This is a genomic window from Cohnella terricola (genome assembly GCF_007786475.1).
Taxonomy (GTDB): domain Bacteria; phylum Bacillota; class Bacilli; order Paenibacillales; family Paenibacillaceae; genus Cohnella; species Cohnella terricola.
In genome coordinates this window covers 487,295-500,617 of the sequence record NZ_VNJJ01000002.1, presented here as the reverse complement: position 1 = coordinate 500,617, position 13,323 = coordinate 487,295, and the positions used below count along the sequence as shown (strand labels likewise).

Below are 13,323 nucleotides of genomic sequence, written 5' to 3'. Positions count from 1 at the left end.
TATGTGGAAGGTCGTAATTATAGATGACGATCCGCAAGTTCTGCAGGGAATGAAAAAATCGATTCCATGGGAGCAACTGGGAGCGGAGTGGGTTGGCGAGAGCATGGACGGCGAGCAGGGACTGGAATTGATCAGGAAAACGCAGCCGCATATCGTGCTGACGGATATTTATATGCCGGTGATGAACGGAATTGAAATGATCGAACTTCTTCGTTCCGAGGGATACGAGGGAAAGATCGTTATTCTTAGCGGTTATTCGGACTTCCAGCATGCTAGGCGAGCATTGCGCTTAAACGTAGACGATTACTTGTCCAAGCCCGTTACCCTGCAGACGATTAGGGAAGTTCTGAGTAAAGTGATCTCGCGACTGGAGGAAGAACGGCTCAAGCAGGCGGAGAAGAGGCGGCTTGAGGATAAGCTCGTCATGTACGAGCCATTCGTGATGAAGGAATGGATTAAATCCGTGCTGACGGGGACGACGACCCCTGAGCTTGCCAATCTGAAGGAAGCCGAGGCGCTGCGGGCGAAGTGGGAGAAGCAAAGCCATATCGTACTCGGGCTGCATATATTCCGGTCAGACAATAAGCCGTTGACCGCCGCTGCAGTCGACAGCGAAGCGGACGGAGTTCCGCTCACCCAGATATTGAACACCGCACTGTTCGAAGACCAGCTTGATTGCGAGTTTGTCGAGCTGCACAGTCATCACAAAGCCGTAATCGTGCATTTCAATGGGAGCGTTCCAACTGAAGAAGCGCTTATGGAGGTCCGCAAGGCGGGACTGCGGATGATACGCAACGCTTCCGGTTTTTCCGAGCATAGCATTCGCATAGGCGTGGGGTCCTTGAAGCGGGACTGGCAGGAGATTGCCGACTCCGCGGAAGAGGCCTTCTTCACGATTGCGGCCGACTATTCGCTGCAATCTAATGATGTCCTTATGGTGGAATACACTGCAATCGCGAGCAGCTCAATAACCGCGACAGGAGCCCGGAAGTCCGTCGGCCATATTAAGTTTTGCCAGCAAATCTTCGAAGGCTTGCGGCATTCGCAACTGGAGCAGGTTCGGATTGCCATTAACGCATATAGGGCAAAGCTTGGCGAAGTGGGTTTTGCCCCCTCGGACATCATGATGCTTGGAACGGAAATTTGGGCGATTCTTACTTATTCTCTCTACGATGTCGGGATCTTCCTCGATGAAATGTTCCCGGAGCTTGATCTTAAGCAGCAATTAATCTTGGTTACTACATCGGATCTGTTAATGGACTGGCTGCTTCAGAAGTCCGAGCTTATATGCAGCAGCCAGCAATGGGATGAGAATCTGAAGCATAAGCAGGCTGTCGATTTCATCATTCAATATATCCATGAGCATTACGCGGAAAATATAACGATCCATTCCCTCTCCAACGAATTGTATATTTCCAGATATTATCTCGGGCAAATCTTCAAGAAAGCGACCGGTGATTCCTTCAACCATTATTTGACCAAGGTTCGGATTGCCAAGGCCAGGGCGATGATTCTGGAAGGAAAGCTGCTGATCTACGAAGTCGCGGAAAAGGTGGGCTTCAAGAATGTGCCTTATTTCAGTACGTTATTCAAAAAACATACGGGCCTCAACCCGACGGATCTCTTGAAATAATTCAACCGCGAATTGTTTATTAAAACTCGAAAGTTTTTGTGTATCCTTCGTATTTAGCTCAATATGTAAACGCTTTATAGTTAAATTGCAAAACAATTCAATTCACTAGGGGGATCAGAAATTGAAGAAATTATCGAGAAGCGTGTCCCTGCCTATCGCGGTTTGTCTGCTGTTCGGATTGGCCGCCTGCGGTTCGAACAAAGATGCTCCGTCCACCTCTCAATCGTCGGCCGGGGGGACGAAGCCTGCCGAATCCGCCAAGCTACGCATCGTATGGTGGGGCTCGCAAGCAAGGCATGACGCGACGAAGATGGTGCTCGATTTGTATTCCAAGAACAATCCGGGAATTACGTTCGAGCCTGATTTCTCCGGCTTCGACAGCTACTGGGACAAGCTCGCAACCCAGTCGGCAGCCAAGAACGCACCGGATATTATCCAAATGGACGCCCAGTATTTCAATGAGTATGCCGGACGCAAACAACTGGCCGACTTGTCCGGAATCAATGTGAACGATCTGGACCCCAATTTGCTGAGCGCGGGGAAATATCAGGACAAGCTGTTCGCCATTCCGATCGGCAGCAATCCCTTCGGCATGGTCTACAACAAGACAGCGATCGAGAAGATGGGCATCAGCGGGCCGGGAGACGATTGGACGTGGGATGACCTGTTCCAGTTGGCTCGTGATATTCAACCGAAGCTGGAGAAAGGGAAGTATGCGCTTCGCGATTTTACAATAGACGGCGAAGTGTATGAGATGTTCCAGCTTAGCAAGGGCAAAGGCCCGCTCTCTTCGTCTGAAGGCAAGCTTAATGTCGACGAGCAAACCTGGCTGGAGTGGTGCGCTTTGTTCGACAAGCTGAGGGAGGAAGGCGTAGTCCCTCCGGCCGAAATTACCGTATCGGAGAAAAAGTACGATCCGCAGCTCGATCTGCTATTAAATGGAACGGTGTTGATCAAGCAAAGCTACGCCTCGGATTATCCTGCATGGGAAAGCGTGCAGCCCGGAGTATTTGGCTTGGCGAAGGCACCGAGAAGTACGCAAGCCGGGGGATACATCAAGCCGGCCATGTATTGGGCGATCAGCGCGGAGTCGAAGCATATCGAACAATCGAAGCAGTTCATCGACTTCTTCATTAACGATAAGGAAGCTGCGGATATTCTCGGCGTTACCCGGGGCGTTCCCGTCTCGTCCCAAATCCTAGATTATTTGCAGCCAAAGCTGAACGATGCGGCCAAAGCCCAACTGGGACTTATCAATGCGACCAAGACCGATGCCAATCCGTTCACGGTCGGGCCGAAAGGATTCGGTAATTTTATCGTAGATTTCAACAAGGTAGGCGCAGAGATCGTCTTCGACCGGATTACTCCGGAGCAGGCTTATCGAGATATCGTTAAACACTGGGAAGCAGACATCAAGTAAGCCGAGTAGGAGAAGGGGGTAACGAGATGAAAGGACAGCTAAGCGGAATCGTCGTTCCGATATTCACCCAATTCGACGTGCAGGGCGGGATCGATCTTGAGGCGATGGAAGCCCATATGGAAGCGCTTATTGGCGCCGGAGTGGACGCCATCTTCGTCGGAGGATCGGCGGGAGAATTTATTGCGCTGGACGTGGAGGAACGGGAGCGTATTACGGAGAGATTAATGAAGGCGACGGCGGGCAGGGTTCCATTCTTGGTACATATAACCGCCTCGAATTTGCGCGACAGCTTAAGGCTTGCCGATCATGGAAGGGCGCTCGGGGTAGACGCGCTGGTCGCCGTGTCTCCTTGGTTCTGGAAGCATGACGATGAATCGTTGGCCAGCTTTTTCGGGGCTATTGCGCAGCGGGCCGAAGATACGCCGGTGTACCTTTATAATATGCCGCATACGGGCAATGACCTGAATCCGGCGCTCGTGCAGCGGCTAGTGCGGGAGCATGATAATATCGTCGGATTGAAGAACAGCCAGGACGATATGATGCGTACCTTGACGTATTCGGCTATGCCGGATACGACCTTCTTCACGGGATCGGATACTACCGCGCTTTACGCGCTGTCCCACGGCGCGGATGGCATTATATCCGGATTGATCAATCTCTTGCCGGGGACATTCGTCGCATTGAAGCGGGCGGTGAGCAGCGGCGATATCTCGACGGCGCTGCGGTGCCAGATAGAGCTGCATAAATATGCGCAATTGTTTGCCGGGGACATCCGGAAAATGAAAGCCGGCGCGGAAATTGCCGGATACGGATCGAGACGCTGCAGGGAGCCGCTCGGCACGTTGTCGGATGCGGATTACGAGAAGCTCCGGACCCTATTAGAGAAGGAGCTGCAACTATGAAATTCGCCGATCAGCATTTAAAAGGAATCGTTCCGCCTTTATTCACTCCGCTGAACGAGGATGAAAGCCTGGATGAGGCCAGTTTCGTTCAACTGATCCACCATTGTCTGGAGGGTGGCGTCCATGGTTTGTTCCCGATGGGCTCGGCCGGAGAAGGCACCAATGTGAGCCGGGAGGTGTGGGAGCGGGCGAACGTCCTTTGCCTGCAAGAAGCTGGAGGCCAGGTTCCCGTCTATTGCGGTGTTATCGACGTCTCCACACCACGGGTAATCGAGGGCATCAAGAGACTGGAACAGCACGGGGCTGAGTATGTCGTGGCTACGCCGCATTTTTATATGAACACATCGTGCCAAGCTGAAGTGATTCGGCATTTCGAAACGATTAGTCGCGCGACCTCGGCCAAGATAATGGTCTATAACATACCTGCCCTGACCCAAGTGAATATTTTGCCGGAAACGGTGCTGGAGCTTTCCAATATCGATAACGTGATCGGGTACAAAGATACTTGCGGCAATTGGGACCAGCATTTCAAAACGCTGACTTTGCTTGAGGGGACGGATCTGCGGATTTTCTGCGGCGGCGAGGAGTTGTGTGGAGCGAGCCTCTTGTTCGGAACCCACGGTAACATAGCGGGACTCGCGAATCTGTTCCCGGAGTTGTTCGTGGAGATTTACGAAGCTGGCCAGCAAGGGGATGCGGCTCGTACGAAAGCGTTGCAGCAGCGAATTATGAGTATCAAGAGGATATGCGGCGTAGGCAGTTCCTGGTTGACCGGGATGAAATACACGATGCATAAGATGGGTCTTGGCAACTCCAAGGCGTCTGCGCCAATTGAACCCCTTCTCCCCGAAGAGAAACGGAAAATCGATGCTTTGCTCGAAGAGTTAAATGTTTGACCGGAATAAAGGAGGATGAACAATGCAACATGAGAATGATATTCCGTCTAAAGTCCGGCACCTTAGCGACACTGTGGTATTGAACAATGGCGTGCGGATGCCGTGGTTCGGGCTTGGGGTCTTTCAGGCAAATGACGGGGAAGAGGTGAAGCAGTCCGTCCTGTCCGCGATTAAGGCCGGTTACCGCAGCATCGATACGGCAGCTGCATACGAAAATGAGCAGGGTGTCGGGGAAGCCATCCGGCAAAGCGGTGTGGCCCGGGAGCAATTGTTCATTACGACCAAGCTGGCGAACCCCGACCAGGGCTATGAGAGCGCATTGGAGGCGTTCGAATCCAGCCTTGGTAAACTCGGGCTGGATTATATCGATCTGTACTTGATCCATTGGCCGGTTGAGGGAAAATACAAAGAAAGCTGGCGCGCTCTCGAGAAGCTGTACGACGAAGGACGAATTCGCGCTATCGGAGTCAGTAACTTCCAAATTCACCACTTGGAGCATCTGATGGAGGGAAGCGCAATAGTACCTACGGTTAATCAGGTCGAGCTGCACCCCCGGCTCTCGCAACGGGAGTTAAGACAGTTCTGCGCTCGGCACGGTATCCAGGTGGAGGCGTGGAGCCCGCTTATGAAAGGTCAGCTTCTAGATAACGAGACGATCGTGCAGTTGGCGGCCAAGCATGGGAAAACGCCATCCCAGATCATTCTGCGGTGGGATGTGCAGAGCAGCATCATCACGATCCCTAAATCCGTCAAGGAGGCGCGTATCCGCGAGAATTCAGACATCTTCGATTTTGAGTTGAGCGATGATGATATGAAGGCCGTAGACGAGCTCAATCTGAACCACAGAATCGGACCTGATCCGGATAATTTCGATTTCTAGCATAGGGAATGCGGCACTGTACTCGCGATAGAACGACAAAAAGGGGGCGACGGCCCCCTTTTTGGTGTTTCAGTTCAGATTATTCTCAGAATTCCCCTTTATGGCCTAGCCCTTCTTCTCTGGCCTTAATGATCGCTTCCGCACGCCCGGCCACCTGCAATTTACTGAAGATTACGGATACGTGGTTTCTCACCGTCTTGGGACTCAGCACCAGACGCTCCGCGATGGCCGGATTGGAATAACCTTGCGCGATCAAGGTTAGCACTTCTCTCTCTCGATCCGTAAGCTCCGGGAAGGGAGGAATGGTGGCGGAAGGCCGCCGCTTGATCGGCGTTCCGAAAAAACCGATCAGTCGGTTCGCAATCGTAGGGCTAAATATGGCTTCCCCTTTGCTCACTGCCGTAATAGCGCGAATCGCTTCATTCCCTTCGGCTCCCTTAAGCAAATAACCGCGGGCGCCAGACCGCATGGCGGCGAATACCGAGTCATCGTCGTCGAACATGGTGAGCATCAAGATGCCGATACGCGGCAATGCCGCCGTAATTCGGCGCGTCGCTTCAATTCCGTTGAGTTCCGGCAAATTGATATCCATCAGGATGACATCCGGCTCGTATTGAGACGCGAGGGCAACGGCTTCTTCTCCTGTAGTGGCTTCCCCCACGATTTCCATCGTTTTCTCTTCCGCCAGCAGAATGGCTCGCAACCCGTAGCGAAAAACCGGGTGATCGTCTGCGATGAGGACGCGAATTCGACTCATGGTATACCCACTCCTTTCCCTGCCCTCCAGGATTCATCGTAGCCGGACGAAAGCGGAAGCCGAGCATACACCCGCATTCCCTTCCTCGGGAGGTTTTCAATCACGCATGTTCCCCCAAGTTCTTCCGTTCGCTCATGCATGGAACGAAATCCTACGCCGCCGCGAAATCCCGGAGCCAACCCCTGGCCGTTGTCGATCACTTCGACTGTCAGAGCCGATTCCAATCGTAGCCGAATGTTGGCGGAGGTAGCATGGGCATGCCGGACGACGTTCGTGAGCGCCTCCTGTACGATCCGATAGCAAGCGATTTCGATCGCCGCAGGCAATGGGGGAAGCACCTCCGGCGCATCAAGCGTCATGACGATTCCGCTGGTGTGATATTGTTTCATCTGTTCGTGCAATGCCGCCAGCAATCCCAAGTCGTCGAGCGTGGGCGGACGAAGCGCATAAACCAAGCGGCGTATATCGGCAATCGCTATCTGGGCATGCGTGATGGCGTCCGTTAATAGTTGTTCCGCGGTATTGGGATCATGTCTGAGCAGCTTTTTGATCGCGGACAGGGTCAACGTTTGGCTGGAAAGCTGCGGGCCGAGACCGTCATGCAAATCCCGACGCAGACGTCGACGTTCCTCCTCGCGCGCGGCCACCAGACGTTCCCGCGAGAGCTGCAAGTCCATCGTCATATTCTTCAAATCGGTCGTCTGACGAGCCGAGTAGACCGCAATGGCGATCTGGGGGGTGAGGTCGCGAAGAAGTCTTAGATCGGCCGACGTCAGCTCTTCGCCCCGCTGGCGCGGGGAGAGAATGAGTTCTCCGACCTTCTCCCCTTGGTGGATCAAAGGCAGCCGGTGTTCGGCGCTTCCCTCTTGCGTTTGTCCATGGGAAGCCACGATTTGCAATTTATCGCTGCCAATCGGCGCCTGTTCAACATTCCATGCGATCGAAACAAAGGGAAGCTTCAACGCATTGGCTACGCTTTTCACGATTGTGGGGAGCAAGGCGTCGGATGGCAGAGACTCCTCCAACCGCTGGCCCAGATTGGAAAGCGCTCGGTAGGGGTCGATTCGATCCCCGAACATTAGACGGTTGACCCCTTGTTGCAGACGGAGGCGCAGCGGCTGAATGATCACCGCGATCATGGCCGTTGCCAGCGCCGACAAGAGCAATTCGTTATGGACGCGCAATAGAGCGCTTAACCCAAAAACGACCAACACGTACAGTCCCAGAACGCAAGCCGATATCGCCGCGTAAACCACGGTGCGATTAATGACGATATCGATGTCCCATAGCCGGTAACGAAGCAGGGCGATGGCGACACCGATCGGGATAGGAAGATAGAACAGGGCGAGCATCAGCGGTCCCATCAGTTGAAAAAAAGAATCCGGACGGTCCAAGCTGACAAATAACGAGGGAAGCAAGTTGACGGCCGTGAGCGATAAGTACGAGACCCCAAATCCGAACGCGATCCATTTGATCTGTTGTCGCTGCTGTGAAGATGCGACGGCAAAATAACGGTAAACCTGAGTAGCGGCCGCGCTGCCGTAGACGATGATCAATTCCAAAGCCCTCAGCGGCGGCGGCCAACTATCGATATTATGGGGATAGGGGAGCATGAAAAAGACGATTTGGATCACGAAAAGCGAGATTAATATCCAGGACCACCGCGGAACAAATTTCCCGTCAGGAAACGTATAGAAAAAAATACCGAGCGCCGGCCACTGCAAAAGGGCGATGAGCATGATCATTACCGCGATTGGGGCCGGAAAATCTTTGACTAAGTGAATCAGCGACATTCCGAATGCGCCGAACACGATCAGAAGCAGCGAGACGAACAAACAGACGCGCTCTGTCGATTTGCGCCAAAAGATCAGCAATCCTGTTCCAATATAAATCGAAGTCGTGATGTTGTCGCAAGCAAGCGCATAAAGGCCATACCCTTGGAGGGAGAATCCGTACGCCGCAAGTGCGGGGAGCTGATCGTCGCGAATCTGGAGGTAGTTGCAGCTTACTTTGGTCGTATCGATGCACGGTTGAAAGAGAACGGATGCGAAATCGGAGTAGCTGGCAGCCATCACGCCGATGACAAACAGAGCAGCCAACACCCAGAATAAACGCAGCAGAATCAAAGAGTTTTTTCGCGTCTGCAGATCGGTTACCATCAACGCTCCCCGGCCCCCTCTCCTGAAGGCTGCGACACCATTGCCATAACAATCTCGTCTTCTCTACTTTACCATGAATATCCAGTCTTAGGGTAGATTTACGGTTCGTTGGTGTGCTTCAGAATTCAGCGGTTTCCGCTGGTTAAATAGTTTGATGCCGGCTGTGCTGAAGGCCAATAAGAGTGATCCTTGCGAAATCAAGCCGATGATGGAAGCGACTGTGTCCGTTGCGAATATATTGGACAAATCCAATACCCCGGAAAGCAGCAGCAGGATTCCGACATAGGATGGGTATACTTTCGCGCGAATGACGGCGATGCAGAGCAGAACGGCCCCGATCAGTCCAAACAAGAATGAGCCTAAAGGAAAAGTGGCGATGCTCGTTTTAAAGCTGTCTTCGATGATATTCGGCGATTTATCGGCCAAGTACGGCAAAATAGAAATTAAATACCCGGATACGGCCAACCCCATGCAAATGCTCAAAGCATACAAGAGAATGCCGACCAGACCTATCTTGCCTCCTCTGCCTCCCGACTGCCGTACGTATAGAGCCGGTAAACCGATAAGCAGCAGCATTCCTCCCAATAAAGATAGCGAGTAATAGGTGGGCCAAAGCGCGGAGTGGAATGTGCTGACCGGAGCTTGGAAGCTGGTTTCGGTGAATAGCCCTACAATAGCCGCAATGACGCCAAGCAAAGGTCCAAGGATCAGAAAAACGCCTCCAAAACGATACAAACTTGCATTAGACATGGCATGTTCCTCCTTTAAATGTTGACTACTCGATTACCGAAATCTTCGCCTGCATGACCGGGTGAATGGAGCAATAGTATTCGTAGGTGCCAACTTCCGTGAACGTATAGGAAAAACGATCGTTTTGATATAAGTTCTTGCTTCTGAAGAGGTCGTTTAATTCATATACGGTGTGATACGAGGTGTCCTTGTTGATCCAGGTGACGATTTGGCCTTTCTTCACAGTCAATATGCCCGGCATAAAAGCGTTGCTTTGGATCTCGACCGTTAAGGGGGCCATGACGTGATCGGGTGCCGTACCTGCGTTACCGGTTTCGCTCGGAGTCCCGTGGTCATGGGGAGTGCCTGAATCTGAAGAAACCAGGTCTCGTGAATGTAGCGTGGCCGTCAGCTTGATTTCTCCCCTTGTTCGATCATAGGAGAGATCCGCGCCCAATTGCTCGGATACGAACCGTACCGGGACCATGACCGTGTCACCCATCCTTACGGGAGGTGCCGCAAGGTTGATGAGTTTGCCTCCGGCTTTCGCTTGCTTGCTGTTCATCCACAGCTGGAATGACGCTTGATCCGTCACGATGACCGCCGATTCATCCCGCTGGTCCCAGGTCAAGTCGGCATTCCATTGTTCAGCGATAAAACGAAGCGGGATATAATAATATCCCCGAATAGATGCAACCGTCTGCTGCAGCGTAACCGGTGCGCCATCGACAACCGCCGACCGAAGCTCGGCCCGCAGCACGATCGTTTTCTTTTGCGCGATCTCCGAATCCTTCTTCACGTTCACCATCGTATGAAGTCCGCCGGGATAAACGCCGTTGTTCGTATTGTCGACGATATTATGGCTGTGAAGAGGAAACATGCCATCTTTATCGAACTTCACGAGCAGGTCGTATCTTTCGCCCTGCCCGATCAGAACCGTATCTTTGCTGATAGGTTGGGGCAGAGGTCTGCCGTCGGAAGCGATCACGTCAAAATGGAATCCGTGCAGGTGAAAGCTGTGCGGTTCATACCCCGCATTAATGATTCGGATGAGCACGGTCTGCCCGACTCGGCCCTCGATCATGGTCGTAGCATCCTGCTCGGTATCCGGATAGGATTTGCCGTTGATCGTCCAATAGACGGGATGGAAGGCCGTTCGATCATAGGGCTTGCTTTCCTCGACCGCTTGATGCCATACGGGATCGATTTCGTTCACGACGAACGCATAGTCCTTATCGAAGGCAGGTCCGCCGGTCCACGCTTGATTGGCGCCGTTCTTCGCTTTGACGATAAAAGCTCCGAACATTCCCATCTGCAAATGCTCGACCGTATCGACATGGCAATGGTAGAAGTAGGTGCCCGCATGATCCGCCGTGAACTTGTACGTAAAGCTTTCTCCTAGCTGGATCGCGGGCGACGTATGCGGAACCCCGTCATTGCTCTGATCCGTATCCAGTCCATGCCAGTGAATAGTATGAGCGAGTTTCTTAATGGCTTTATTCGAGGGGCCGATGTTGGTCAGCGTGATTTCTACCCGGTCGCCTTCATTCACCTCAAGGGTAGGGGAAGGATACTCGGCGCTGCCGGGTTCGTTCTTCAGGCTGTAGCCCCAAATATAAACTTGTTTCCCGTCCGGCAGGGTCAAGTAGCCGTCCGTCGCATATAACCTAAATTGTTTAACGGCGGGGGACGCCGCTATCGCGCCGCGTACGGGACCTATATTCGAGAGAAATAGGATCGCGGCAGCAAATAACAGAATCCCCCGGCTGAATAACCGATTAATGATGATCATGCTCCGTGTTGACCGAATTGCCGACGGTGACCGTCAACGTTTTCGTTTGCTCGTTCCAGGAATAGGAGCCGTTCAGCGCGCGAACGATTTCTTCGGCGGATACATAAGCGGTTCCTTTGACGTTGTATCCGGCTTTTTGGAGCGCTTTGCCGTTTACGAATACCGTTAGCTCGAATCCTTTCGTCGCCTTGCCCGCTTTTGCCGTGCTGCCTACAGCGATGGAGGCGGTCTTCGCTTTATTGTCGACACTGGAATTACCACCAAGCGCTTTTGCGAATGCGGGGATCGATACGTACAAATCTCCGTTTTTCCATTGCGCTTGCGCGGAATCGGCCACGGCTTTACCGTTGACTACCAGCTTTACGGCATTCTTGGGAACAACTACGACCGTACCTTTCATTTTGAAATCGGATTGCATGTAAGATTCATAATTGTAGGTTCCGGCTTTCGTAAACTTAAGGGTATAAACAACGTTGTCTCCATAGAGGGGGGCGGAGCTCGTAAACTCTTTGCCGCTTAGAACATTTCCGCCCACTTGGGCCATGAACACCGGATTGAATCCTTCTTCCAGTAAGAACTCGACATCGGCAGGTTTATTAAACGTAACCCAATGCGGTTCATACGGGCTTTGATTCGTCCATTCCACAGAGTCGCCTTCGCTGACGACGACCAGACCGGGAACCATTCGGTTATGGGACATTGTCGTATGCGCGGTGCCCAAGGACACTTTATACGTTAAGGAGCCGTCCTTGTTCTTGAAATAAAGAGGGGTTGAAGGACCGTCCAGCAACTGAGCCTGGAGACGAAGATCATCTTCTTGCGCTTTGGCTGCGGCCGCTTGTTCCACTTTGCCGGGGATCGGCTGATCTTTGGGAACGACTACGACCATGCCGTTCATCATCGGATGCAGGACGCAATAATACGGGAAAGCGCCGCTCGCCGTAAAGACAAACTCGTATTTCCCCCCGGGGAGCAGTATACCCGAGTTCAACACGCCCTTCCCGCCCCAACTCGAACCGCTATCTGCCGACGGCATGAAGAAATTGGGGGTTTCCGTCGTTAATGGCGTTGTCGTGTCACCCAGGAAGGTTACGGTGTGAGGGTTGATTTTGGCACCGTTCGTGAATACGACTTTATCGCCTTCGTGGATATAAACGACTCTCGGAAACATGTCATCCAACGCCGTGGAGTCCGTATCCTTGCCGACCGATACGTTCCAGGTTTCCGAACCGGCATTCTCCGCGGCGAATACGCCGTTCGCCAACATAAACGCGGCAGCAACGATGAGGAATAATGCGATTACTTTTCTTTTCACTTTTTCACTCACCTCATGGAATGGATTTATGGCATTTCGAATTTGGTGCAGGAAAATCCTTGCGATCTGCCAACATTATACCGAGGCGTGGATTTTAATGGATGTGATCAGTGTCCTGACTTGATGGGGAAGAAATGTCCCTACTTCGTCGGAGCATTCGGGACTTAAAGTCCCGAGATATCAAAATCGGATTTATTCCGCTTCATTTGAATTCTCACCTGTGCCCGGTTTAAAATAAGACAGACACCAACTGGGGAGGCTAACATATGTACCGTAAAGCGGAAGATTTTCTGGAGGACTGGGCGGCGTCGTCGGCAGGCACGCTGTCCGTCTTGAAAGCGATCACGGATGACAAGATGGACGTGGCGATCGTTGAAGACCATAACTCGCTGGGCTGGCTGGCTGGCTTGGCATCTGGTCGTCGTGGGTGGGGCGTTCGGGCATTTCGCCGGACTGAATGTTCCCGCGATCCCGAAGGGAACGGATGTACCGGACAACATTGCCGAGATCGTGGAGAAGTACGAAGCGTTTGCCGAAGCCATCAAGAATGAAGCGATAAAGTTGACCGACGAGCAGTTGGCTGAAGAGATTACCGGATTTGTCGGCAAGACGGTCCGCGGTAAATTCCTGCGGCAGTTGATCGATCATCAGACCCATCATCGGGGCCAGATGACGGTTCTGCTCCGCCAAGCGGGCCTGCCGGTGCCAGGCGTAATGGGACCGACGAAAGAGATGAAAAAATAAAACGCGAATAGAGAACGGGCGAGCATTCCACGAGGAATGTCTCGCCCGTTTTCCCGTTCCGGGTCGTTTATACTGAGACATTGGAGGAAAAAATGA

Annotated in this window: 11 protein-coding genes; 6 read left to right on the top strand and 5 right to left on the bottom strand. The window is 52.6% G+C overall.

Going from position 1 to position 13,323, the window contains the following annotated elements; all coding sequences use genetic code 11:
* Nucleotide 1: 1 nt before the first annotated feature.
* The 5 genes from FPZ45_RS05445 to FPZ45_RS05425 all read left to right on the top strand — a co-directional run bounded on the left by FPZ45_RS05445 (nucleotide 2) and on the right by FPZ45_RS05425 (nucleotide 5,731).
* Nucleotides 2-1,633, top strand: coding sequence for a response regulator transcription factor (locus FPZ45_RS05445; protein WP_144699192.1), 1,632 nt, complete (start codon nucleotides 2-4; stop codon nucleotides 1,631-1,633).
* A gap of 121 nt (nucleotides 1,634-1,754) precedes the next feature.
* Entirely contained in the window at nucleotides 1,755-3,053 is a 1,299-nt protein-coding gene (locus FPZ45_RS05440) for an ABC transporter substrate-binding protein (RefSeq protein ID WP_144699190.1), read from the top strand.
* Nucleotides 3,054-3,079: 26 nt separating this feature from the next.
* Complete coding sequence (locus FPZ45_RS05435; RefSeq protein ID WP_144699188.1) at nucleotides 3,080-3,955, top strand: dihydrodipicolinate synthase family protein; 876 nt, start codon at nucleotides 3,080-3,082, stop codon at nucleotides 3,953-3,955.
* Nucleotides 3,952-4,851: a dihydrodipicolinate synthase family protein gene (locus tag FPZ45_RS05430; RefSeq protein WP_144699186.1), complete on the top strand. Its 900-nt coding sequence runs from the start codon at nucleotides 3,952-3,954 to the stop codon at nucleotides 4,849-4,851. The genes FPZ45_RS05435 and FPZ45_RS05430 overlap by 4 nt, the downstream gene beginning before the upstream one ends.
* A 22-nt stretch (nucleotides 4,852-4,873) precedes the next feature.
* Nucleotides 4,874-5,731 (top strand): aldo/keto reductase, encoded by an 858-nt coding sequence (locus FPZ45_RS05425; protein WP_144699184.1) that lies wholly within the window; start codon nucleotides 4,874-4,876, stop codon nucleotides 5,729-5,731.
* 85 nt (nucleotides 5,732-5,816) lie between these two features.
* Here FPZ45_RS05425 and FPZ45_RS05420 read toward each other — a convergent pair whose 3' ends face one another.
* From FPZ45_RS05420 to FPZ45_RS05400, 5 genes are all read right to left on the bottom strand, one after another.
* The gene (locus FPZ45_RS05420; RefSeq protein ID WP_144699182.1) at nucleotides 5,817-6,488 is read right to left on the bottom strand and encodes a response regulator; all 672 of its coding nucleotides are present in this window, start codon (nucleotides 6,486-6,488) and stop codon (nucleotides 5,817-5,819) included.
* Nucleotides 6,485-8,647, bottom strand: a complete 2,163-nt coding sequence (locus FPZ45_RS05415; RefSeq protein ID WP_246120338.1) for a sensor histidine kinase — start codon at nucleotides 8,645-8,647, stop codon at nucleotides 6,485-6,487. Before FPZ45_RS05415 ends, FPZ45_RS05420 begins: the two co-directional genes overlap by 4 nt.
* 87 nt (nucleotides 8,648-8,734) lie before the next feature.
* A complete protein-coding gene (locus tag FPZ45_RS05410) occupies nucleotides 8,735-9,397 on the bottom strand; it encodes a hypothetical protein (protein ID WP_144699178.1) in 663 nt (220 codons plus the stop codon).
* A gap of 25 nt (nucleotides 9,398-9,422) precedes the next feature.
* Nucleotides 9,423-11,168, bottom strand: a complete 1,746-nt coding sequence (locus FPZ45_RS05405) for a multicopper oxidase domain-containing protein (RefSeq protein WP_144699176.1) — start codon at nucleotides 11,166-11,168, stop codon at nucleotides 9,423-9,425.
* Complete coding sequence (locus FPZ45_RS05400; RefSeq protein ID WP_144699174.1) at nucleotides 11,155-12,483, bottom strand: hypothetical protein; 1,329 nt, start codon at nucleotides 12,481-12,483, stop codon at nucleotides 11,155-11,157. Before FPZ45_RS05400 ends, FPZ45_RS05405 begins: the two co-directional genes overlap by 14 nt.
* 372 nt (nucleotides 12,484-12,855) lie before the next feature.
* On the opposite strand from FPZ45_RS05400, the gene FPZ45_RS05395 reads away from it, so the two are divergent.
* The gene (locus tag FPZ45_RS05395; protein ID WP_342780023.1) at nucleotides 12,856-13,227 is read left to right on the top strand and encodes a DinB family protein; all 372 of its coding nucleotides are present in this window, start codon (nucleotides 12,856-12,858) and stop codon (nucleotides 13,225-13,227) included.
* Nucleotides 13,228-13,323 lie beyond the last annotated feature (96 nt).